Annotated in this window: 26 protein-coding genes; 14 read left to right on the plus strand and 12 right to left on the minus strand. The window is 55.5% G+C overall.

Annotated elements, in window-relative coordinates; genetic code table 11:
• Positions 1-67: 67 nt before the first annotated feature.
• Together E3E30_RS08805 and E3E30_RS08810 are read left to right on the plus strand one after the other, a co-directional pair.
• Positions 68-1,045: a bifunctional N(6)-L-threonylcarbamoyladenine synthase/serine/threonine protein kinase gene (locus tag E3E30_RS08805; protein ID WP_167729274.1), complete on the plus strand. Its 978-nt coding sequence runs from the start codon at positions 68-70 to the stop codon at positions 1,043-1,045.
• A gap of 212 nt (positions 1,046-1,257) precedes the next feature.
• Positions 1,258-1,788 carry a DUF835 domain-containing protein gene (locus E3E30_RS08810; RefSeq protein ID WP_167729275.1) on the plus strand — a complete coding sequence of 177 codons (531 nt, stop codon included), beginning with the start codon at positions 1,258-1,260 and terminating at the stop codon, positions 1,786-1,788.
• Here the strand turns inward: E3E30_RS08810 and E3E30_RS08815 are convergent.
• The 5 genes from E3E30_RS08815 to E3E30_RS08835 are packed head-to-tail and all read right to left on the minus strand — an operon-like array spanning position 1,785 to position 6,260.
• Entirely contained in the window at positions 1,785-2,621 is an 837-nt protein-coding gene (locus E3E30_RS08815; RefSeq protein ID WP_167729276.1) for an NAD(+) kinase, read from the minus strand. The genes E3E30_RS08810 and E3E30_RS08815 overlap by 4 nt on opposite strands.
• Positions 2,622-2,632: 11 nt before the next feature.
• Positions 2,633-3,658, minus strand: coding sequence for a flippase-like domain-containing protein (locus E3E30_RS08820; protein WP_206205125.1), 1,026 nt, complete (start codon positions 3,656-3,658; stop codon positions 2,633-2,635).
• A 2-nt stretch (positions 3,659-3,660) separates the two neighbouring features.
• Complete coding sequence (locus E3E30_RS08825; protein ID WP_167729278.1) at positions 3,661-4,830, minus strand: RsmB/NOP family class I SAM-dependent RNA methyltransferase; 1,170 nt, start codon at positions 4,828-4,830, stop codon at positions 3,661-3,663.
• Positions 4,799-5,317, minus strand: a complete 519-nt coding sequence (locus E3E30_RS08830; protein WP_167729400.1) for a DUF3201 domain-containing protein — start codon at positions 5,315-5,317, stop codon at positions 4,799-4,801. The genes E3E30_RS08825 and E3E30_RS08830 overlap by 32 nt, the downstream gene beginning before the upstream one ends.
• Before the next feature lie 43 nt (positions 5,318-5,360).
• The gene (locus E3E30_RS08835) at positions 5,361-6,260 is read right to left on the minus strand and encodes an LEA type 2 family protein (protein ID WP_240922683.1); all 900 of its coding nucleotides are present in this window, start codon (positions 6,258-6,260) and stop codon (positions 5,361-5,363) included.
• Positions 6,261-6,332: 72 nt separating this feature from the next.
• Between E3E30_RS08835 and E3E30_RS08840 the strand changes: the two genes are divergently transcribed.
• The 3 genes from E3E30_RS08840 to E3E30_RS08850 are packed head-to-tail and all read left to right on the plus strand — an operon-like array spanning position 6,333 to position 7,852.
• A complete protein-coding gene (locus tag E3E30_RS08840) occupies positions 6,333-6,845 on the plus strand; it encodes a CDP-2,3-bis-(O-geranylgeranyl)-sn-glycerol synthase (RefSeq protein ID WP_167729280.1) in 513 nt (170 codons plus the stop codon).
• A 40-nt stretch (positions 6,846-6,885) separates the two neighbouring features.
• Complete coding sequence (locus E3E30_RS08845) at positions 6,886-7,152, plus strand: ubiquitin-like small modifier protein 1 (protein WP_167729401.1); 267 nt, start codon at positions 6,886-6,888, stop codon at positions 7,150-7,152.
• Position 7,153: 1 nt separating this feature from the next.
• Positions 7,154-7,852: a ThiF family adenylyltransferase gene (locus E3E30_RS08850; protein ID WP_042692149.1), complete on the plus strand. Its 699-nt coding sequence runs from the start codon at positions 7,154-7,156 to the stop codon at positions 7,850-7,852.
• On the opposite strand, the gene E3E30_RS08855 is transcribed toward E3E30_RS08850, so the two are convergent.
• Complete coding sequence (locus E3E30_RS08855; protein WP_167729281.1) at positions 7,845-8,657, minus strand: hypothetical protein; 813 nt, start codon at positions 8,655-8,657, stop codon at positions 7,845-7,847. The genes E3E30_RS08850 and E3E30_RS08855 overlap by 8 nt on opposite strands.
• Positions 8,658-8,726: 69 nt before the next feature.
• On the opposite strand from E3E30_RS08855, the gene E3E30_RS08860 reads away from it, so the two are divergent.
• Positions 8,727-9,152, plus strand: coding sequence for a molybdenum cofactor biosynthesis protein MoaE (locus E3E30_RS08860; protein WP_167729402.1), 426 nt, complete (start codon positions 8,727-8,729; stop codon positions 9,150-9,152).
• A 96-nt stretch (positions 9,153-9,248) separates the two neighbouring features.
• On the plus strand, positions 9,249-10,175 hold the full coding sequence (locus E3E30_RS08865; RefSeq protein ID WP_167729282.1) for an SPASM domain-containing protein: 927 nt from the start codon (positions 9,249-9,251) through the stop codon (positions 10,173-10,175).
• Here the strand turns inward: E3E30_RS08865 and E3E30_RS08870 are convergent.
• The gene (locus E3E30_RS08870) at positions 10,172-11,092 is read right to left on the minus strand and encodes an Lrp/AsnC family transcriptional regulator (protein WP_042692156.1); all 921 of its coding nucleotides are present in this window, start codon (positions 11,090-11,092) and stop codon (positions 10,172-10,174) included. The two genes, E3E30_RS08865 and E3E30_RS08870, sit on opposite strands and share 4 nt — an antisense overlap.
• A 64-nt stretch (positions 11,093-11,156) precedes the next feature.
• On the opposite strand from E3E30_RS08870, the gene E3E30_RS08875 reads away from it, so the two are divergent.
• The 3 genes from E3E30_RS08875 to E3E30_RS08885 are packed head-to-tail and all read left to right on the plus strand — an operon-like array spanning position 11,157 to position 12,749.
• Entirely contained in the window at positions 11,157-11,645 is a 489-nt protein-coding gene (locus E3E30_RS08875; protein ID WP_042692162.1) for an adenosine-specific kinase, read from the plus strand.
• A gap of 40 nt (positions 11,646-11,685) precedes the next feature.
• Positions 11,686-12,237, plus strand: a complete 552-nt coding sequence (locus tag E3E30_RS08880; RefSeq protein ID WP_042692163.1) for an XTP/dITP diphosphatase — start codon at positions 11,686-11,688, stop codon at positions 12,235-12,237.
• A gap of 59 nt (positions 12,238-12,296) precedes the next feature.
• Positions 12,297-12,749 carry an Lrp/AsnC family transcriptional regulator gene (locus tag E3E30_RS08885; protein WP_042692165.1) on the plus strand — a complete coding sequence of 151 codons (453 nt, stop codon included), beginning with the start codon at positions 12,297-12,299 and terminating at the stop codon, positions 12,747-12,749.
• A gap of 63 nt (positions 12,750-12,812) precedes the next feature.
• Here E3E30_RS08885 and E3E30_RS08890 read toward each other — a convergent pair whose 3' ends face one another.
• Together E3E30_RS08890 and eno are read right to left on the minus strand one after the other, a co-directional pair.
• A complete protein-coding gene (locus tag E3E30_RS08890) occupies positions 12,813-13,640 on the minus strand; it encodes a radical SAM protein (protein WP_167729283.1) in 828 nt (275 codons plus the stop codon).
• A gap of 179 nt (positions 13,641-13,819) precedes the next feature.
• Positions 13,820-15,112, minus strand: coding sequence for a phosphopyruvate hydratase (gene eno / locus E3E30_RS08895; RefSeq protein WP_167729403.1), 1,293 nt, complete (start codon positions 15,110-15,112; stop codon positions 13,820-13,822).
• Between the two features lie 83 nt (positions 15,113-15,195).
• On the opposite strand from eno, the gene E3E30_RS08900 reads away from it, so the two are divergent.
• From E3E30_RS08900 to E3E30_RS08910, 3 genes are all read left to right on the plus strand, one after another.
• Entirely contained in the window at positions 15,196-15,504 is a 309-nt protein-coding gene (locus E3E30_RS08900; RefSeq protein ID WP_042692170.1) for a hypothetical protein, read from the plus strand.
• An 88-nt stretch (positions 15,505-15,592) separates the two neighbouring features.
• Positions 15,593-16,264, plus strand: coding sequence for a deoxyribose-phosphate aldolase (gene deoC, locus E3E30_RS08905; RefSeq protein WP_167729284.1), 672 nt, complete (start codon positions 15,593-15,595; stop codon positions 16,262-16,264).
• The gene (locus E3E30_RS08910) at positions 16,261-16,545 is read left to right on the plus strand and encodes a family 4B encapsulin nanocompartment shell protein (protein WP_042692177.1); all 285 of its coding nucleotides are present in this window, start codon (positions 16,261-16,263) and stop codon (positions 16,543-16,545) included. The genes deoC and E3E30_RS08910 overlap by 4 nt, the downstream gene beginning before the upstream one ends.
• Here the strand turns inward: E3E30_RS08910 and E3E30_RS08915 are convergent.
• Together E3E30_RS08915 and E3E30_RS08920 are read right to left on the minus strand one after the other, a co-directional pair.
• On the minus strand, positions 16,542-17,141 hold the full coding sequence (locus E3E30_RS08915; RefSeq protein ID WP_167729285.1) for an ECF transporter S component: 600 nt from the start codon (positions 17,139-17,141) through the stop codon (positions 16,542-16,544). The genes E3E30_RS08910 and E3E30_RS08915 overlap by 4 nt on opposite strands.
• Before the next feature lie 40 nt (positions 17,142-17,181).
• Complete coding sequence (locus tag E3E30_RS08920; protein ID WP_167729404.1) at positions 17,182-18,519, minus strand: ornithine aminotransferase; 1,338 nt, start codon at positions 18,517-18,519, stop codon at positions 17,182-17,184.
• A gap of 174 nt (positions 18,520-18,693) precedes the next feature.
• Here E3E30_RS08920 and E3E30_RS08925 point away from each other — a divergent pair, with 174 nt between their 5' ends.
• Positions 18,694-18,954 (plus strand): hypothetical protein, encoded by a 261-nt coding sequence (locus E3E30_RS08925; protein WP_167729286.1) that lies wholly within the window; start codon positions 18,694-18,696, stop codon positions 18,952-18,954.
• Between the two features lie 218 nt (positions 18,955-19,172).
• Here E3E30_RS08925 and trxB read toward each other — a convergent pair whose 3' ends face one another.
• Positions 19,173-20,165 carry a thioredoxin-disulfide reductase gene (gene trxB, locus E3E30_RS08930; protein ID WP_042692185.1) on the minus strand — a complete coding sequence of 331 codons (993 nt, stop codon included), beginning with the start codon at positions 20,163-20,165 and terminating at the stop codon, positions 19,173-19,175.
• Positions 20,166-20,170: the final 5 nt, after the last annotated feature.

Raw genomic sequence — 20,170 nt, forward strand, 5'->3', positions numbered from 1 at the left:
CTTTTTGTTTTGAAACGTTTGCCATCCGGTAGCCTTTTATACTCTCACCCTTCATTTTTCGACCGTCATGATAGCGCTCGGTATAGAGGGAACCGCACACACTCTCGGCATAGGCATCGTGACTGAGAAGGAAGTCCTTGCCAACGTATTCGACACTCTCACAACCGAAAAGGGCGGAATCCACCCGAAGGAAGCCGCCGAGCACCACGCGCGCCTTCTCAAGCCCCTTCTCCGGAAGGCCCTTCAGACTGCTGGAATAACGATGGAAGATATAGACGTTATAGCCTTCTCCCAGGGGCCCGGTCTCGGCCCGGCTTTAAGGGTTGTGGCAACAGCGGCGAGGGCTTTGGCGATAAAGTACGGCAAGCCAATCGTTGGGGTAAACCACTGCATAGCCCACGTCGAGATAACCAAGATGTTCGGGGTTAAGGACCCCGTTGGTTTATACGTGAGCGGAGGGAACACCCAGGTTTTAGCTTTAGAGGGCGGTCGCTATCGCGTCTTCGGCGAGACCCTCGACATAGGCATAGGCAACGCGATAGACACCTTCGCGAGAGAACTTGGCATCGGCTTCCCCGGCGGTCCGAAGATTGAGAAGCTCGCGCTTAAAGGTGAGCGCTACATAGAGCTCCCCTACGCGGTTAAGGGAATGGATTTGAGCTTCTCAGGCGTTCTGACCGAGGCCGTGAGAAAGTACCGCACCGGCAAATACCGCGTCGAGGATTTGGCCTACTCCTTCCAGGAGACGGCCTTCTCCGCTCTGGTCGAGGTCACCGAGAGGGCTTTAGCCCACACCGGTAAAGATGAGGTCGTTCTCGTCGGTGGAGTTGCAGCCAACAACCGCCTCCGCGAGATGCTCAAAATTATGGCCGAGGACAGGGGCGTTGAGTTCTTCGTTCCGCCCTACGACCTCTGCAGGGACAACGGGGCGATGATAGCCTACACCGGTCTGAGGATGTTTAAAGCCGGAATAAGGTTCTCGCTCGACGAAACCATCGTAAAGCAGAAGTTCAGAACGGACGAGGTTGAGGTGACATGGAGCTGATAGTTCCCCTCTATGTTCTGTTAATGGATATCGTCCTTTTCCTTGCGATTGGATACGCATTCTTCTTTATGTTGCGTCGCTTAAACAGATACGATACCGAACTCAACACTATGGTGAAGTACTCTGTAATCTTTCTTGGGCTTGCGGAGCTGGGTCGCATAGTGGATTTAATAGATGACTTCTGTTGCAGACAATCCGCAAGATACTTTGAAATGGTTGCGTACCTAATTTCAATAATCGGTGTGATATACACTGTGGTCTACTACATTCGGCTGGTTGAATCCAGGTATATCCCTTCCCCCCAAGCCCCCCAACGGAAGTCCGCCCTTGGTGCCCACGTAGTCTTTTCCAAGAACAGACTCCTAGACGTTATCGAGCTCCTGAAGAGTGCTAACTTCCCTGTTCTGGCCGTCACTAGGTCCCCGGGGATGTACGAGGGCTTTGACAACGTCTCAACAGTCTGGGTGACGCAGGTTTCCGGTGGTGTGAATCCCACCGCCTTACACGTTCTTCACGATGTTATTCTCCGTTTCGTCCGTGACAATCCTGGCTCGGCAGTTCTAATAGATTGCGTTGAGTACCTGCTCCTCTACAACGACTTCAGAACGGTCTTCAAGTTCCTCACGAACCTTAAAGACCACGTCGTTCTCCAGCACGGCTCGGGTCTCGTAATCTTCGTTGACGACTCCGTTCTGAGCGAGCAGGAGAAGGCCCTCCTCCTGAAGGAGTTCGAGCCCCTTTAGAACCTCTTCTTCAGCCTCAGCGTGTACTTCGGGTAGATTTCCTTCGTAAAGCGCACGAACTTTGCCTTCCTCGGCGAGAGCTTTATCGTTATCTCGGTTTCGGGGGGCAGGTAGGTGTAGAACTGACCGTCTATGGCGAGCACTATCTCCCTCTTCAGGGCCATGTTGCGAACGTCTATTCTGCTCTCAGCCGGCACTACCATCGGCCTTGAGCTCAGCGCTATCGGCGCGAGGGGAGCTATCACAGTAACGCTGAGCCTCGGGTCAACGAACGGTCCACCAGCGCTCATCGCGTAGCCGGTTGAGCCCGTGGGCGTCGAGATTATGAGGCCATCCGCCCGAATCTCGTCGGCGAGTCCCCCATCTATGTAGTATTTCAGGTGGATTATCTTGCCCGGGATTCCCGTGAGGATTGCCACCTCGTTGAGGGCATCGGGAACGCTGGCTTCTCCGTCGAGGTAAGTTCTGAGCTTTATGCGCTCGTCTATGTAATACTCGCCCTCAATCAGCTTGCTTATCGCGAAGAACGTCTCGTGGGGCTCGACCTCCGTGAGGAAGCCGAGGGTGCCCATGTTGACGCCAAGGATTGGTATGTCCCTCTTCGTCTTGTGCTCGACCCTGAGAATGGTTCCGTCACCGCCTATGACGATTATGAAGTCCACGTCGAAGTCCTCGAGCGGGAGAACGTCAGCCTCCTCAAACTCCTTCAGGTGCCTGTATGTGTCCTCGTCAACCACAACATCGTAACCGCTGACCTTGAGAAAATCGTAGACGCGGTAGGCCAGCTTTAGGGCCTCTGGCCGGTCCCTTCTCGCAACGACGCCGAACCTCATGGTAATCCCCCTTATCTACGGCCCCTACCAATTAAACCTTTTCTCCTCAGCTTTGCCCCGAAGTGTGTCGTCACGAGGGCCCCGAGGGCCGTTGGAATCCAGTAGGAGATTAGCCTGTCGAGGAGCGTCGCGGTGACGGCTATCTCTTTGTTTATCCCCAGGAGGACGTAGATTCCCGAGTTCACGGTCTCGATTATGCCCGCCCCACCTGGGATGACGCTCAGCATGCCGACCACTATCCCGACCATCTGGACGACCATAACGTCCACGAGGGAAACGGGGTAGTTGATGGCCCTGAAGGCGTAGTATGTCCTCAGAACTGTGAAGAACCAGGATGCCGTTGAGTAAATCAGCGCGAGCAGGAAAACGCCCTTGTGTCTAATCAAAAACCTGAAGTCGCTCTGGAACCTCGGCACGTCAACTTCAACCGCCTTTTCAAACCTGTCGCGGTACTTCTCGGCCTTTCCGGGTGCGAGCCTTTCGAAGAGCCTGAAAAACCAGTAGAGGGCCCCCTTGGTCTTCTTCTCGCTCAGCAGGATTCCGAGGGTGAAGAGGATGAGTCCCGCGAAGACCAGGTCAAGCAGTACAAGGACTGCCGTGAGCGAAAGCGAACCGAGCCTGTAAACGTAGGCGGTGGAAAAGGCCAGCATAACCACGACCGGAATCAGGTCGAGGATTCTGTCCATCATAACCGTCGCAAACACCTGGCCGTAGGGCTTCTCCGTTTCCTTCGCCAGGAAGTACATCCTGACGGGCTCTCCACCGCCCCTCGCCCCCGGCGTGACGTTGTTGACGAATATCCCCGCGAGCAAAGCCAGGAGTATCTTCGTGAAGCTCGCCCGCACTCCAAGGGCGTTGAGGAGAACGCGCCAGCGCAGACCCCACGACAGGAGTCCGAGGACGTACATGATAACCGCGAGCAGGAAGTAGTTGAGCCTTGCCCCCCTTAGAATCTCCACTACGTCCCTTATTCCGGCCCACCAGAGGAGGAGCGCAATTATCGCTATTCCCACGGCCAGGAGGGAGTACTTCTTCATGCTCACACCTTCCTGAGCCTTGCTATGAAGAAGCCCTGGGTTAAGTGCCTGTTGGGATAGAAGCGCTGAACATTCTCAAGTCCGATTCCTTCGGAGCCTATGAAGACGGCCTGCTCCTCCAGCTTCAGGCCCTTCTCGAGCATGAACTTAACGTTGGCCTCGTTCTCCTCGTAGCTCAGCGTGCAGGTCGAGTAGACCAGAACTCCACCCGGGCGGAGGGACTTTATTGCGGCCCAGATGAAGGCCCTCTGGTAGCGGGCCGTAGCCACTATGTCCCTCGGCGTCCTGCTCTCCCAGAGCTTCGGCCTTATTCCCAGGGCGGTGCACGGGGCGTCGAGGAGTATCTTGTCGGCCTGAAGCCCGAGCTCCGGCAGTTTCCTCGCGTCCATTCTGATGAGCCTGACGTTTTTCACACCGAGCCTTTTTAGCTCTTCCTCCATCTTCCTAAGCCTGTTCCTCGACTTGTCAATCGCGATGATTTCACCCCTGTTCTGGAGAAGTTGCGCTATGTGGCTCGTCTTTCCGCCGGGAGCGGCCGCCATGTCGATTATCAGCTCCTCCTCGCTCGGCTCGAGGACGTGAGCGACCACCATGGACGGCAAGCTTTGGGCGTAGAAGAGGCCTTCCTTAAAGCTCTCCAGCTCGCTCAAACTGGGAAGTTTGAACTTGGGAGTCGTAACCTCAACGGCCAAACCCCTCGTCGAAACTATCATCTCCTTGGCGCTCATCCTTGCCACTCCAATCCCGACGAGCAGGCCCCTGGGGTCCCTAATCTCGACCTCGTCGCCGGGCTTTATGCTCCTGTCCGCCTGAAGGACTCCCGGCGCGTAGAGGTTTGCCCCCTGGTAGACGCTCTCGCTCGCGAACTTGTTGGCCCTGACGACTTTTAGCCCCGGCTCGTAGTCGTCTGGAAAGTTGGGGCCTTCCCTCTCGAAGTAGATGCCCTCCTTGAGGTAGGGACTCCTCTTCGGCTTCAGTCCCTCCCGCCTGAGGATTCGCATCAGCTTGTCCCTGCTCGTCTTGAGGGTGTTCACTCGAATGTAGTACTTCTCGACCGGCGTTCTGAGCGATGCCATTATCTCCTCTGCCTCTCTACCGAAGAGTTTCCGGTAATACTCTTGAAGCTCCGCCGGAAAGGCCTCAAAGGTCGAAGATTTCCCACTCCCTTCCAACGTCAATCAGCCTCTCAAGGCCTTTTTTGAGCGCCTCAACGCTCCCGAAGTTCGCCTCGAACTGGAAGACCTTCTCCTTGCTCCCCTCAATCCTCTCAAGGACTTCCCTTGGCGAGACCCTTCCGTCGCGCCTCCAGTTGTAGACGTCGCTCAGGAAGTTCTCACTCCCGTAGATGAAGCTCCTCGGGAAGAGTTCAAGGAACAGGCTCAAAAAGCCCTCGCTTATCCTCTCCTTTGGAACGGCAACGACGAAGTAGTAGCTCTCGGGCGTCGCACCTACCTCAATCTGGGGCTTTACCTCGAAGGCCGGGTGCGGGTAGTCCATTCTGATCCACTCGCCGTCGAGGAATATGTAGGCTCCAAAGACCTCCTCTACATCTTCCACCTTGAAGCCCTTCTCCGGAAGCTCGGCTTTGAGTTCATCGTTGAGCGTGAATATGTCGTCCCACAGCCGGTTGAGAAACTCGTGGATTTCCTTAACGTTCATTCCCCTCACCGTAAAGAGAAAGGAGAAGCGGGCCTTTAAAAGCTCATCCCCGCGTGAGCTGGGAGAGCGCCTCGTTGATGCCCTCCATTATGTTGGTCTTTACGACCTTCTTCTCGGTTTTGAGCGGTATCTTGACCGTGTTGCCGAGGATGGTCGTCGAAAGCGTTATCTGGACTTCAACGGTGCTCTCCTCGCCGTTCTTCACGTGGAGGGCCCAGACCTTCGGCAGGACGTTCTCATCGAGCTCTATGACGGCCGTGACGGTCGCGTATCCCTTTGCGGGAATGACCGTGGATTTCGGCAGGTAGCCGGTTCCAATCTTGATTCCGTTCGCGTAGAGGTCAAACGTCAGGTTTGCCACCGGAATTGGGAACGAGTTGGGGTTGTAGAACTCCATATCGGCGATGAGTATTCCCCTGTTTCCCTTCTCCCCACCCCAGCGGACTTTGGTGCTCAGCAGGGCTGGAGTGTACGCGAGGCCTCCAAGGATTGGCTTGCTCTCCGCAGTGAAGTTGAGCTTCCCAAGCAGGTCCATGTGGACGTTGCGCTTCACGCTGAACTTCAGGGGAATCACCTTCAGGAGTCTGCCGTTAAGAGAAATCTTCGCCGTCCCGTTCTGCCCGTTGTTGAGGTAGTCAAAGAGCGCCCTCACAAGGTTGTGGTTGTCTATGCCGAGAACGACGAGAGCGTTTTTCTCTGACAGTTTCACCCTGTCGGTCCAGGCAACCGTGAGTCCCATGAAGTTCATCGTGACGTTGTTCATTGAAACAGGGAGGATGATGGGCTTGCTCCATTCGCCCTGGATGACGACCTCGGTGCTTGCCTCGGTCACGTTGCCCCAGCGGGCCGTGAACTTTGGAGGTGAGCTCAGGAGCGCGTAGGCGATGTAGGCCCCCCACAGGAGCAGTGCCAGGAGCACGATTGCAACGAGCTTCTTTATCATTCCAACCACCTTTTCCCACTCTTATCCCTCAATCCTTATAAAAGGTTCCCAGCTTATTTCCCTGGTGGTAGAATGGGGCTGGAGTCCATCTTTTGGGCGTTCTGGTACATCCTTCCCGCTTACGTAGCCAATGCTTCCCCGGTACTCGTTGGAGGAGGACGGCCGATAGACGGCGGGCGGAAATGGCGGGACGGAAAACGACTTCTCGGTGACGGAAAGACCTGGAGGGGCTTCATCGGTGGCGTTGCGATTGGAACGCTCGTCGGGGTAATCCAGTACTTCATAACGCCGGACTTCTACGGCTCACTCGGAACCGCGGTCAAGCTGGCCTTCCTGCTCTCCTTCGGAGCCCTTATCGGCGACCTTGTGGGTAGCTTCTTCAAGAGGCGCGCGAACCTCCCGCGCGGTGCCCCGGCGATAGGCCTCGACCAGCTCGGCTTTCTCATAAGCGCCCTGGCCTTCGCCTACCCAGTCAAGACCCTTTCCAGCGGGCAGATTATATTCCTCCTCGTCGTCTCGCCCTTCGTTCACTGGGGGGCCAACTACTTCGCTTACAAGATGGGCTGGAAGAGCGTCCCCTGGTAACCCTTTTTAACCTCCCCTCCAATTTTCCCCGGTGGTCGAGATGAGGGTTACCGTTCGCTACTTCGCCCGCTACCGCTCCCTCGTTGGAAAGAGCGAGGAGGAACTCGAAGTCCCCGACGGGATAACGGTGCGGGAGCTTATAGAAATCCTCAAGGAGAGGCACCCAGTTCTCAAGAACGAGGTCTTCGCCGAGGACGACGACTTGGCTGACGTCAACGTCTCGCGGAACGGGAGGTACGTCCGCTTCGACGAGGTTCTGAGGGACGGGGATATAGTTGCGATATTCCCCCCGGTGAGCGGTGGTTGAGATGCTGAGCGAGAGGGAACTGGAAAGATACGACAGGCAGATAATGATTTTTGGGGAGGAAGGGCAGGAGAAGCTGAAGAGAGCCAAGGTGGCCGTCGTCGGCGTTGGCGGTCTCGGAAGTCCGGTAGCTTATTACCTTGCTTCTGCCGGAATCGGGACGCTCCTTCTCATAGACGAGCAGAAGCCCGAGTTAAGCAACCTCAACAGGCAGATACTCCACTGGGAGGAGGATTTAAACAAGAACCCCAAGCCCCTCTCGGCGAAGTGGAAGCTTGAGAGGTTTAACTCCGACATAAGGATAGAGACCTTCGTCGGGAAGCTCACGGCGGAGAACGTTGAGGAAGTCCTTGAAGGCGTTGACGTCATCGTTGACTGCCTCGACAACTTCGAGACGCGCTTTCTTCTCGACGACTACTCACAGAAAAAGGGTATCCCTCTTGTTCACGGGGCCGTCGAGGGGACGTTCGGTCAGGTGACGACGATAGTTCCCGGAAAGACGAAGAACCTGCGCGAGATTTTTCCGAGTGTCAGGGAAAAGAAGGGGAAGTTCCCCATAATCGGGGCAACCGCAGGTGTCGTCGGCTCAATCCAGGCGATGGAGGTCATAAAGCTCCTCACGGGTCTCGGCGAGCCACTTCTCAACAGGCTCCTCCTCGTGGACCTGGCCTACAACACCTTCGACGTCGTCGAGCTCAGGTAGACGGCGCCTTCACGTCCTCCTTTTTGTTGACCGAGGTTATTCTTATGGTTCCCTTCCAGAGGCCCCTTTCCGTGACCTTGATTTCCCCACCGATGCCGTTCGTGGTCGTCGTCGCGAGGATTCCGTAGGTGAGCTTCATTCCCGTGAAGCCCTTCTCCGTGAAGTACAGCTCGGCCGTTGCGTCGGTCACCGTGGTGTTCATCTCCGGCGTTGTGAAGTAGAGCTCCGCCAGCGGGAGGATGAGCTCCTCCGGAACGGAATACACCAGGACGAGGGTGCCGTTTTCTGTGTAGTTGCCCACCGGCTTGAGCTTCAGCAGTTCCCTCGCGAGAGAAACGGGGTTGACACGCCAGAAGGCGGTGTTGTTCTCAACAGTCACGTTTCCGAAGTTCTCAACGTAAACCTTCTTTCCGATTACAACCCAGGTCGTGTTGAGAGTCACGTTGTCGGGCAACGTGGTCGTCCTTGTCTGTATTCTCGCCTTCATCCCATCGAGGTCGACGTATCCCCTCTCCTCTATGACGAGGCTGACGTTGGTCTGCTGGGTTATGTTGCCGGCCGTCATGTTTATCCTGAGTTCAACGCTCGCGTTTTCGGTGTATGTGTACTGTTTTATCTCCTGAAGTGCCTGGAACGGGTTAATCGATGTTTTCTCAGCGGATGTGGCCGTCGACGTAACGCTTGAGGTGCTTTGGGTTGAGCCGGTCTGGGATGCAGTTGGAGACTGAGTTTGAGGGGTGGTTCCTCCAATGCATCCAGCGGAGATTGCGATGAGTACCAGCAGTAGCACAGTGAGTTTCCTCATGCCCTCACCCCTCCCCGCTCAGAGATGAAAACTTTAAACCTTCCGGAGGTACTCCCTTAGGTGGTCGTCGTGAAGGTTAGACTGACGAAGGAACCCTTCAGCGTTGATGAGGCGATAAAGCTCCTCCGCGTCCCGGAGAGCGGGGCCTACGTTGTCTTTCTCGGCCAGGTCAGGAACGAGAGTCACGGGAAGAGGGTTCACAAGCTCATTTACGAGGCCTATCCGGAGATGGCCGAGGCAGAGATTGCCAGAATAAGGGAGGAGGCGCTGTCGCGTTTCCCGATTCTCGACATTCTAATATGGCACCGCTACGGCGAGTTGCCCGTTGGTGAGGACACGATTCTCATAGTGGCCAGCGCGAAGCACAGGAAGGAGGCCTTCGAGGCCTGTTCGTGGGCGATAGACGAGGTCAAGAAACGCGTCCCCGTGTGGAAGCGTGAAGTTACCGACGAGGGAACCTTCTGGATTGAGGGCGACAGGCAGATTCCCGAATGACTTTTCCGTTTTTTGCATACTATCTCGAATAGTTAGCAAAATCCGAATAGAAAAAGTATAAATATGGTTTTTCCTACCGTTCTATGGTGGGCGGTAATGGAGAGGGCTGTTCATGCAGGTTCGGTGTTTCAAACCATTCCGACTCAGTCTGTGGTTAGTGTCGCCAAGCCCCCGTGGTCAAGTAAGAACCACAACGGTAAGCTCGAGAGGCTCATCCTTCAGATTGGCGCCGGTAAGGGGAAGTTTTCAGAGGTTGGAGGAATCCCCAGGTCTATCGGTTGCATTGGTAACAACAGGTTCATTCTCCGCAGGGAGCCGATGAGCCTTGAGAGAATGAAGGAGCTAATCCTTGAGTTCAGGAAACTCGGCGGAAAGGAACTCTGGCTGACCAATTACGACAACGTCGAGACACTTCTGGCCCTTGCAGTGTTCGCGAGTGAGCTTGAGTTCCCGGAGGTCTATGCCGTCGTCCTCATAGACGACCTCGACAAGGTTACGCCCGTTGAAGGCGTCAACTTCATTGCAGAACTCAGCTATCCGGAGCACACCCTCGACGAGCTCTCGGCGTACCCCTGGCTCCACGGCGCCCTCGTCGTCGTTCCTCCTGAAGAGCTCCGCGCCGGTTCGTTCCTCGGCAACTTCAACGGTGAGGTCTACCTGGACGTTCTCTTTCCGGGTTCGGCCAGGGGACTCAACTTCAACGTCATCGAGCTTCGCAGAATCTACAATCCCAGCACCGAGCGCTACCACGACTGCCTTGCCGGAACCGTCGCCGTCACTGCCGAGGGCTACGTTCTGCCCTGCCCGCTCCTCAGGAACTACGTGGTTGGTGACCTCACCAGGATGACCCTCAAGGAGGCCGTCAGGAAGAAGAGGCTGAGGGCGTTCTGGAAGATGACGAAGGACAAGATAGAGGCCTGCTCTACCTGCCCGTTCAAGTACATCTGCCACGACTGCAGGGCCCTTGAGTACCAGGCGACCGGCGAGATAGACGGCATGGAGTACTGCCCGATGCTCCTCTAAAACTCAAGGATTGAGCGGTACCCGCTTCCGTCCTTCTTTACCATCCTCTGGAACGCGGTCTTCTTGTTGTTGTCGTTGAGCTCCTTGAAGGACTGCTCGAAGTACTCAACGAGGAGCTTCTCAACGTAGGCGCTGAATTCGAGCACCTTTCCGCCCATGTCCTCCCTTGACGAGAAGAACCACTCAAGGAGATAGCCCCTCCCTGGGAGGTAGCCAACTGAAATCTCGTAGTCCTTGAACTTGTCGAGAACCTCCTCTTTGAGCTCGCTCGCTATTCCAATCACGCCCCTGTCGTGGACGTTCATGTCGACCAGGGGGAAGAACCCGACGAGGAGTTTCTTCTCCTGAAGTCTGTTTATCATGTACCTTATCGTCGGTCTCGTCTTCCCGAGGCGCTCCGCTATCCTCTTCATTGGTGTTCTCGCGTCCCACTTCAGGATGTCCATGAGGATTGCGTAGTCGTAGCTCAGCTCCCAGTCGCCCCACTCCTTGGGCTTCTTCGGCGGGGGATAGGCCCAGACTTCGTAGTACTCGAAGTCGTCTGAGTACTTGGCGAGCATCTCGTCTATGTCCTTCACCTGGTCCTTCGGGACGTAGAATATCACCGAGAGCCCGTTTTTGAAGCCGAAGGCAGGATTAACGTAGCCGATGAAGGGGTTCTTGGTCATTCTGAGGGCGACTTCAATCAGTCTATCCGCCGGAACGCTCAGAAATCCCACGAAGCTCTTCAGCCCAAGAAGCCTTATGTTGTAGGTCGCGCTCACGACGAGGTACTTGCCGTAGTATCTGTCGTAAATCCTTTTCAACCTGTAGTAATCCAACCCCTCAGCCGACGCTATCTTCCTGAGGCTTTCGAGGGGGTACTTGCTCAGAAGCTCAACGAGGAACTCTATTTCATCCTCTTTTACACCGCCCATTATCGGCACCACCGGGGCGGAAAAAGTTATATCGTTGGAGTATTAAATTCTTCCGGTGGTGCCCATGGTGAAGATAGAGGTAGTTGACATTGAAAAACCCGAGGGGGTCGAAGTCATAATCGGACAGGGTAACTTCTCGATATTCACCGTTGATGACCTCGCGAGGGCCCTTCTCACGGCCGTCCCGGGAATAAAGTTCGGCATAGCCATGAACGAGGCGAAACCACAGCTGACCCGCTACACCGGAAACGACAAGGAGCTTGAAGAGCTAGCCGCGAAGAACGCCGTGAAAATCGGCGCGGGCCACGTCTTCGTAATCCTAATGAGGAACGCCTTTCCGATTAACGTTCTTAACACCGTCAAGAACCACCCTGCGGTGGCCATGGTCTACGGGGCAAGCGAGAACCCCTTCCAGGTCATCGTTGCCGAGACCGACCTCGGACGGAGCGTCCTTGGAGTGGTTGACGGCAAGGCCGCGAACAAGATTGAGACCGAGGAGCAGAGGAAGGAGCGCAGGGAGCTCGTTCAGAAAATCGGCTACACCATCGACTAAACCTTTTAACCCCTCTTTTCTTCTCTTCTCCGGTGGTCTCATGAGGCTGGCGTTCATAACCTCCAACCTCGGCAAGGTTGAGGAAGCCAGGAAGTACTTCGAGCCCCTTGGGGTTGAGGTCTACCAGCTCCACTTTGAGTATCCTGAGATACAGGCGGACACCCTTGAGGAGGTTGCAGAATACGGCGCGAAATGGCTGGCTGAGAGAATTGAGGGCCCCTTCTTCCTCGACGACTCGGGCCTCTTCGTAGAGGCGCTCAAGGGCTTTCCCGGGGTCTACTCGGCCTACGTTTACAAGACCCTTGGCTACAACGGAATCCTCAAGCTCCTTGAGGGCGAGACGAACAGAAAAGCTTACTTCAAGAGCGTCATAGCCTACTGGGACGGCGAGCTTCACATCTTCACTGGAAGGGTGGACGGCGAGATAACGACCGAGCCGAGGGGAAGCGGCGGCTTCGGCTTTGACCCAATCTTCAAGCCCGATGGATTCGATAAGACCTTTGCCGAAATGACAACCGAGGAGAAGAACGAAATCTCCCACAGGGGACGGGCGCTGAGGGCCTTTGCCCAATGGCTAAGGGAAAACCTTTAAATAAGCCTTCTCATCAATCCCATGCGATTGTAGTTGAATAGGTGACGAAGGGGGTCGCGATGACGGGCAACCTTGATGCCATCGACCTTAGGCTTTTGAAGGAACTGCGCGAGAACGCGAGGGAGAACATAGCGAGCCTCAGTAAGAAGCTTGGAATACCGAGGACGACGGTCCACTACAGGATTAAGCGCCTTCTCGACGAGGGCATAATAGAGAAGTTCACGGTGAAGCCCAACTACAAGAAGCTCAACCTGGGCACGACGGCCTTCATACTCGCCAGATACGACCCCGACTCCGGCTTGACCCAGAGGCAGGTCGCCGAGAGGATAGCGGCACTCGAAGGTGTCTACGAGGTTCACATAATAGCCGGTGAGTGGGACCTTCTCATAAAGGTCCGCGCCCCCAGCTCTGAGGAAGTCGGTAAAATCGTCGTTGACAAGCTTAGGGAAATAAAGGGTGTCGGTCAGACGGTAACCATGGTGTCCTTCGTTACGGTTAAAGAGGAGCTCTGAGGCTTTAGGGCGATGATTGGCGTTCTCCTTTCTGATTTATGATGATGCGAGGTTTGATGAGCCCTACATAACACAGCACTCGTAGATTATCTCGACTTCTCTGACAGTTTTTGCCCACTCGATGACCTTCCTCGGCGGATTCGTCAATCTGTCAACTCCTTTCAGAACCGCCCCCCTGTCGAATTCCACCCGCCATCTTCCCGTTGGCCGCATGCAGCCTATGCTCAGCTCCCCGTCAAAGCGCTCGCGCGCGTACTCGACGACCTTCAGGCTCTCCTCAACGCCCGGTTTCGGGACGTTTTCCATCTCCGTCCCCTTCGTCGGGATGAGAACGTCCAGCACTAGGACGTCTATCGGGTACTGAGCGAGGAGGTCAATTGCCTGGTACTCCCAGTGGATTCTCCCGAAGTCAAGGCCTATCGTTATGTGGGGCGCCACGCGGATTCCGTTCTCGGTGAGAAGTTCAACTATGCGAAGGTAATCTTCTACGGTTTTGTCTATCCTGTAAACTCGCCTTATCACGCCGTCATCGCCGACGAAGTCGAGGGAGACGACATCAACGTATTTCAACCACTCCAAATCGCTCTCGTCTATGAATCCGACGTGAGCGTTGAGCTTCAGGTTCGTTCTCCTCTTAATTTCCCTCACTTCGTCCGCGTACTTGTCAATCGGCACCTTCAGGCGTGAATCCATCCCCCCGCTCAGCAGACAGCCCCGCCCGCCGGAGCGCTCAAGGTCGAGGCAGAAGTTCAGGAGCTCCTTTCGCGTTGGCTTCTTCATGCCCTCGAGGTAGTGCCTCCCGCAGTGGGCGCAGTTGAGCGCGCAGTAGTTTCCGGTGATAGAGATTGATGGAAACTTAACTCCAGGAATGTAGATTTTTAGTTTTTTCATTTAACTCACCCATGGGGGTTGTAGGGGGCGGAGTTCCCTCCGGTGTTTAAAGGAGAAGGAAGGGTTTGAATACTTTTGAGCTTTCTTTCCCTCATCAAAGCACCCGGATGGAATGAGAAGAGAGGGTTAAAACTCTAACTGGACGTTTGTGGGAAAATGGCAAAAGCAAGAAAAGGTAATCAGAGGAACGGGTTGCGGAACTTCCTGCCCGGATATATCGCCACTCCTTCAAGCTCCTCCTCTATGCGGATGAGCTGGTTGTACTTGGCGTTCCTGTCGCTTCTGGCTGGAGCGCCGGTCTTTATCTGGCCGGCGTTGATGGCAACGGCTATGTCGGCTATAGTGCTGTCCTCGGTCTCTCCGCTCCTGTGGGAGACAACGACTCCATAGCCGGCCCTAAAGGCGGTGTAAGCTGCATCTATCGCCTCGCTCAGCGTTCCAATCTGGTTGACCTTGAGGAGGAGCGCGTTTGCCGCGCCGAGCTCGATGCCCTTCCTTATCCTCTTCGGGTTGGTGACGAAGAGGTCGTCGCCGACTATCTGTACCTTCCTTCCGAGTTCCTTCGTTATCTCGACGAAGCCCTCCCAGTCCTCCTCGTGGAACGGGTCCTCAATCGAGACTATCGGGTACTTGCTCACGAGTTCCTTGTAGAGCTCAAGGAGCTCCCCGCGGTCGTACTCCTTTCCACCAACGACGTACTTGCCGAGCTTCTCGTCGTAGAACTCGCTTGAGGCCGGGTCGAGGGCGAAGGCTATCTCGTCGCCGACCTTGTAGCCGGTCTCCTCGATGGCCTCGGTGAGGAGGTCGAGGGCCTCGCTCGGCTCCTTGAGTGGCGGGGCGAAGCCGCCCTCGTCGCCGACGTTGACGGCGTTCTTGCCGTACTTCTCGGCTATGACCTTCTTGAGGGTGTGGTAGGTCTCGGAGACCCACATTATTCCCTCGCGGAAGCTCTTAGCCCCAACGGGCATTATCATGAACTCCTGGAAGTCCAGCTCGTTGCCGGCATGCACACCTCCGTTGATGACGTTGCTCATCGGAACCGGCATGACGTAGGCGTTGGTTCCGCCGATGTACTGGTAGAGGGGCAACCCGAGGGCGTTCGCGGCGGCCTTGGCAACGGCCAGGGAAACGCCGAGGATTGCGTTGGCGCCGAGGTTGCTCTTGTTCTCGGTACCGTCGAGCTCAATCATGAGCATGTCAATGTCCCTCTGCCAGGTGACGTCCATTCCAATGATTTCTGGTGCTATAATCTTGTTGACGTTCTCAACCGCCCTCCTGACGCCCTTTCCGTGGAAGCGCTTTCCGCCGTCGCGGAGCTCGACCGCTTCGTGGGTTCCGGTTGAGGCACCGCTTGGAACCGCGGCACGTCCCATGCTGACGGGGGTGTAAACCTCGACCTCAACGGTTGGGTTTCCCCTGCTGTCGAGGATTTCCCTCGCTATAACCGCCGTAATCTCGAACGGGTTCTCCATGCTAATCACCTCGGGTGATATTTTTCCTTCCCCAAATATAAAGTTGGCGATGGGCTTTTAAACTGCCCCGTTGAGGCCGGAACATGGACTGGAAGAGGAAGCTCCGGGAGGAGGGTTACATCGAGCTCGAAGGCATTAGAATCGAGCTGAGCCTCGACAACACCTTCATGGACATCGACTACATTCCGAGGATTCTCGTCTACTCCGAGGAAACCGGGCGCTGGCACGTCCTCAGGAACCCCATTCCCAAGGGCAGAACGCTGGAGGAGAACTGGGACAACGCGGTTAAGGTTCTTGAGGCCATAGCTCGGGGAGAGGTCAAACCTGACCTCGGGGAGCCTAAGATAGAAAAGCGGCTGACATCGGTGCTGAAAAAGCTGGATGCGCTTTGAAAATTCTCCATGCTTCGGGTTTTTCTCCAAACGGGGGAGAGAAAACGCTAAATAGTTCTTCCAAGCTACCGACTTTAGGTGGTCATTGATGGACGCCCGTGAGATTGCACGCTACATAGACCATACCAACCTCAAGCCCTACGCGACAAGGGAGGACATCATAAAGCTCTGCGATGAGGCGATTCAGTACGGCTTCTACGCCGTCTGCGTTAACCCCTACCGCGTCAAGCTCGCCAAGGACTACCTGCGCGAGAAGCAGGTAGACGTCAAGGTCGCGAGCGTCATCGGCTTCCCGCTTGGGGCCACTCCAACGGAGGTTAAGGTCTTTGAGGCGAGGAAAGCCCTTGAGGACGGTGCCGACGAGCTCGACATGGTCATCAACATAGGTGCTCTCAAGGATGGGGACTACGACTACGTGAAGAGGGACATAGAGGAGGTCGTCAAGGTAGCCCACGAGAGAGGGGCAAAGGTCAAGGTCATAATCGAGACCTGTTACCTCACCGAGGAGGAGAAGGTCAAGGCCTGTGAGCTGGCCAAAGAGGCCGGAGCGGACTTCGTGAAGACCTCGACCGGCTTCGGAACCGGGGGAGCGACGGTTGAGGACGTCAGGCTGATGAGGAAGGTCGTCGGCTCCGAGATGGGCGTTAAAGCGGCCGGCGGAATCAGAACCTACGAGCAGGCCGTTGAGATGATTGAGGCCGGGGCCAGCAGGATTGGAACATCGAGCGGTGTAAAAATTGTGGAAGGTGCCCCGAAATGAACGAGCTCAGGGAAGTCGTCCTGAGGGCGATTGAGGAGCTTAAGAACGATGGCATGAACCCTGACGTCATGCTTGCGGGGCCGGGATTTATCGAGCACTCCAAGGATTTCCTCACGGGTCTCGGGCTTAAGATTTACCGCATAGAAGAGCTTGGCTACGATGCGGTTATCGCCGACTCGGCCTACCTTGGTCAGATTAAGAAGGCTTCGCGCAGGATTTCTGTTGAGCCGTTCCTTGAAGAAAAAAGGGTCTGGGAAGAAATAGAGAAGCTTGATGTTTAAAGCAGGCTCTCGATTTCTGGATACCTTTTCTTTATTGCGTTTGCTAGCCCCGTGCCGACGACTATTCCAGTAACCGCCTGTACAAGGTTCACTGGAAGCTCGGAGTACGCCGCGGCGAAACCGAAGGCGTAGTACTCGAAGACGAAGTAGCCGGAGACCATTAGGATTCCACCTATCGTCCCTGCTACTATGAGGCCTGCAGTCCCCTCAAGCTTCTGGGATATGTAGCCAACGGCAAGACCCTCAATGCCCTTGATAACCAGTGTTATCGGTGCCCATCCGGGATAGCCGGATATGACGTCTCCAAGCGCCGAGCCGACGCCTCCGGCAAAGGCCCCTATAACGGGTCCGAAGAGCATTGCCACGAACATGACCATCGTGTCACCGAAGTTTAAGTAGCCGTTCGTTGCCGGCACGGGTATGTTCACCACTTTCGTGGCGACGGCAACGAGGGCCGTTGAAATCCCTGCAACGGCAACAACGTTGACGCTCCTGAACTTCTCGCGGTTGAGCCAAATGTAGAGTCCGAACAGGCCTATTGCAACCGCGAAGGCGTAGGGCGCGTACCTTGAGAGTTCAACGAGTGCCTCGTCCATTCAACCACCGGAATAGAAAAGGGGAAAGGGGTTAAAAACTTCACTTGAGGGCGGCCTTGAGGGCGTCCTCGAATATCTCCATCGCGACGTCTATCTCTTCCTTGGTGACGACCAGCGGCGGGATGAACCTTATGCTGTTGTCGCCACAGCCGAGGAGAACGAGACCGCGCTTCGCCGCCTCTCCGACAATCCTATCCCTGAGCTCGGGGTACTTCTCCTTGGTGTCCTTGTTCTTGACAATCTCGACGGCCTGGGCCAGACCGAGACCCCTCGCGTCTCCTATAACCTCGTAGTTCTCCTTGAACTCCTCGAGTATCTTGTGGAGGTAGTCTCCGACCTCCTGGACGTGCGGGAGGAGCTCCTTGACAATCTCAACGACCTCTATTCCAGCCGCTATTGCAACGGGGTTGCCACCGAAGGTAGTTGCGTGCCTTCCGGGCTTGTCGAAGCTTATATCCTTCCTGTGGACGACACCCGCCAACGGAAGTCCGCCGCCGATGGCCTTACCGAACTGGATGAGGTCCGGCTCAACTCCGAAGTGCTCGATGGCCCAGAACCTTCCGGTCCTGCCTATGCCCATCTGAACCTCGTCGTCGGCGAGGAGTATTCCGTACTCGTCGGCGAACTTCTTGAGCTCCTTGAAGAAGTTCTTCGGCGGGACGACGTAGCCGCCTTCACCCTGTATCGGCTCGAAGAATATCGCGCCAATCTCGTGGGGCGGAACGTGCCTGAAGACGTACTCCTCTATGAAGTCGAGAACGCGGTTTATGAGCTCATCGGGCTCGTCGTAGCCGTCAATTCCCCAGGTGTTCCTGTAGGGGTTCGGGTAGGGTATGTGAGTAACGCCCGGCATGGTCGGGAAGAAGCCGTCCTGCTGGACCCACTTGCTCGCGGTAAGGCTCAGAACGGCCTGGGTCCTTCCGTGGAACGCGTGGTAAAACGCCAAGAACTGCTTCCTTCCGGTTCCATACTTGACGAGCTTCATAGCGGCCTCGTTGGCCTCGGCACCGCTGTTGCTGTAGACAACTTTCTTCTCGAAGTCACCCGGAGCGAGCTCGATGAGCTTCTCTGCGAGGATAACCGCGTTCTCGTAGAAGAAGTCGGTGAGCGAGTAGTGGGTGAACTTCTCGGCCTGCTTCTTTATCGCCTCGACGACGCGCGGGTGGGCGTGGCCGACGTTTATAACTCCAACACCGCTCGCGAAGTCGTAGAAGACGTTTCCGTCAACGTCGTAAACCCTTATTCCCTCACCGCGCTCTATGACTATCGGAAGGTTCTCGGGGTCCTGGGTTGTAGTGGCGAGATACTTGAAGTTCCTTTCAATTATCTCCTTGGCCTTCGGCCCGGGGAGTTCCTTAACGTTCGGTCTAACCACCATGTCCATCACCGGGCGAAGCTCGACGTTCGACTATATAACTCTATGCTCAAGGATGAACATCTTTGACCGAAAGTTTTTCGATAAGCTTCCTGGAAGGTTGAATTCTGAAAGCTCCCGGTGAAGCGGGGAAGCAAAGTTAATAAACTTGAGTGAGTGTTTCACTTCGGTGAGTGCGTGGTGAGAAGGGAAAGTCAGAAGCGCTTCGATGGCAGGGAGTTTGGCAGGATGTTTCTGGTCCTACTGTTCGTGAACCTTTTCATGTTCACCGTTGTTGAGTCACTCCTTAAGGGAGATGGCCTGGTGGAAGGTCTGTGGCTGTTTTTGAAGGTTCTGCCCTGGTGGATTTTGATGGTTTTTCTCGTGGCTTTGAGCCTGGATAAGAGCCTCCTCTTCGATGACGATGAGGAAGATAGTGAATTGGAGGTGTTTGAATGAGGAGGTGTTTTCTTTTCTTGATTGTGTTTTTGACGATAACATTGGTGACCGGAGATAATTACACTGTAGATGTGATAATTTTCACATTCCTGGGTTATCTATGTGGAATAATAGACTCCGGTTCAATGACGAAAATTAAAGAGCCCTACATCATCGGCGATTCCAACGAAATCGTTTACCTGACGAAGGAAGAGCTAAAGAAGAAACTGGAGGGCTAATCACTCCCCGTTCTTCTCTCCCCACTTCTCAAGGAACTCCTTGGCCGAATTAGCGGCTATCGCTCCCTGGCCGACCGCGACCGCAATCTGCTTGAAGACGTTGGTTATGTCGCCGGCCGCGAATATGCCCGGAACCTTGGTGCGCATGTACATGTCCACCGGGATGTAGCCGTAGTCGTCGGTTATGCCGAGGTGCTTGACGAAATCCGTTTTGGGCTCGTAGCCGATGAAGATGAAGACTCCATCGACCTTCATCTCCTTCTCCTCGCCGGTCTTGACGTTCTTCAGCCTCACCGCCTCGACCTTGTCCTTTCCAATTATCTCGGTGACGACGGTGTCGAGTATCGCCGGAATCCCGCTCTCCCTGAAGCGGTCCTGCAGTATCTTGTCGGCCCTGAACTTGTCGCGCCTGTGGACGAGCGTTACATCAACGCCGATGCTCTTGAGGTAGAGGGCCTCCTGTAAAGCGGTGTTTCCACCGCCGACGACGATGACCTTCTTGCCCTTGAAGAGCGGGCCGTCGCACGTTGCACAGTAGGAAACTCCCCTTCCTGTGAACTCCTCCTCGCCCGGAACCTTGAGCTTCCTCGGCGAGGCTCCGACCGCTATGATTATCGTCTTCCCGCGGTACTCCTTGCCGTTCTTGGTCTTCACGGTGAACTTGCACGGGCCCTCGTAGTAGGCGCATTCAGCGGGGTCAATCCTCTCGACCTCGTCGAAGACCACCTCAACGCCGAGCCTCTTGACCTGCTCGTGCATCCTGTTGGTCAGCTCCGAACCGCTGATTCCCTCGGGGAAGCCGGGGTAGTTCTCTATGAGGTCTGTTAAGGCCATGTTTCCGCCCAGGTCCTTGCTGATAATCAGCGTGTCGAGGCCGAAGCGCTTGGCGTATATCGCCGCCGTAAAGCCCGCTGGGCCAGCTCCGATGATGAGGACGTCCCAGAGCTTCTTCTCGTACTCACCACCGCGTGAGAATCCTCCAAGGCTGAACATCTCTC

The organism is Thermococcus sp. 9N3, from assembly GCF_012027685.1.
GTDB lineage: Archaea > Methanobacteriota_B > Thermococci > Thermococcales > Thermococcaceae > Thermococcus > Thermococcus nautili.

Coding starts and splice junctions, on each gene's coding strand:
- E3E30_RS08865 (WP_167729282.1), top strand. CDS start 9,249: ATGGAGAGGGCTGTTCATGCAGGTTCGGTGTTTCAAACCATTCCGACT.
- E3E30_RS08900 (WP_042692170.1), top strand. CDS start 15,196: ATGGACTGGAAGAGGAAGCTCCGGGAGGAGGGTTACATCGAGCTCGAA.
- E3E30_RS08820 (WP_206205125.1), bottom strand. CDS start 3,658: ATGAAGAAGTACTCCCTCCTGGCCGTGGGAATAGCGATAATTGCGCTC.
- E3E30_RS08875 (WP_042692162.1), top strand. CDS start 11,157: ATGGTGAAGATAGAGGTAGTTGACATTGAAAAACCCGAGGGGGTCGAA.
- deoC (WP_167729284.1), top strand. CDS start 15,593: ATGGACGCCCGTGAGATTGCACGCTACATAGACCATACCAACCTCAAG.
- E3E30_RS08885 (WP_042692165.1), top strand. CDS start 12,297: ATGACGGGCAACCTTGATGCCATCGACCTTAGGCTTTTGAAGGAACTG.
- E3E30_RS08815 (WP_167729276.1), bottom strand. CDS start 2,621: ATGAGGTTCGGCGTCGTTGCGAGAAGGGACCGGCCAGAGGCCCTAAAG.
- eno (WP_167729403.1), bottom strand. CDS start 15,112: ATGGAGAACCCGTTCGAGATTACGGCGGTTATAGCGAGGGAAATCCTC.
- E3E30_RS08870 (WP_042692156.1), bottom strand. CDS start 11,092: ATGGGCGGTGTAAAAGAGGATGAAATAGAGTTCCTCGTTGAGCTTCTG.
- E3E30_RS08910 (WP_042692177.1), top strand. CDS start 16,261: ATGAACGAGCTCAGGGAAGTCGTCCTGAGGGCGATTGAGGAGCTTAAG.
- E3E30_RS08880 (WP_042692163.1), top strand. CDS start 11,686: ATGAGGCTGGCGTTCATAACCTCCAACCTCGGCAAGGTTGAGGAAGCC.
- trxB (WP_042692185.1), bottom strand. CDS start 20,165: ATGTTCAGCCTTGGAGGATTCTCACGCGGTGGTGAGTACGAGAAGAAG.
- E3E30_RS08805 (WP_167729274.1), top strand. CDS start 68: ATGATAGCGCTCGGTATAGAGGGAACCGCACACACTCTCGGCATAGGC.
- E3E30_RS08810 (WP_167729275.1), top strand. CDS start 1,258: ATGGTTGCGTACCTAATTTCAATAATCGGTGTGATATACACTGTGGTC.
- E3E30_RS08915 (WP_167729285.1), bottom strand. CDS start 17,141: ATGGACGAGGCACTCGTTGAACTCTCAAGGTACGCGCCCTACGCCTTC.
- E3E30_RS08835 (WP_240922683.1), bottom strand. CDS start 6,260: ATGATAAAGAAGCTCGTTGCAATCGTGCTCCTGGCACTGCTCCTGTGG.
- E3E30_RS08845 (WP_167729401.1), top strand. CDS start 6,886: ATGAGGGTTACCGTTCGCTACTTCGCCCGCTACCGCTCCCTCGTTGGA.
- E3E30_RS08890 (WP_167729283.1), bottom strand. CDS start 13,640: ATGAAAAAACTAAAAATCTACATTCCTGGAGTTAAGTTTCCATCAATC.
- E3E30_RS08830 (WP_167729400.1), bottom strand. CDS start 5,317: ATGAACGTTAAGGAAATCCACGAGTTTCTCAACCGGCTGTGGGACGAC.
- E3E30_RS08920 (WP_167729404.1), bottom strand. CDS start 18,519: ATGGTGGTTAGACCGAACGTTAAGGAACTCCCCGGGCCGAAGGCCAAG.
- E3E30_RS08850 (WP_042692149.1), top strand. CDS start 7,154: ATGCTGAGCGAGAGGGAACTGGAAAGATACGACAGGCAGATAATGATT.
- E3E30_RS08840 (WP_167729280.1), top strand. CDS start 6,333: ATGGGGCTGGAGTCCATCTTTTGGGCGTTCTGGTACATCCTTCCCGCT.
- E3E30_RS08855 (WP_167729281.1), bottom strand. CDS start 8,657: ATGAGGAAACTCACTGTGCTACTGCTGGTACTCATCGCAATCTCCGCT.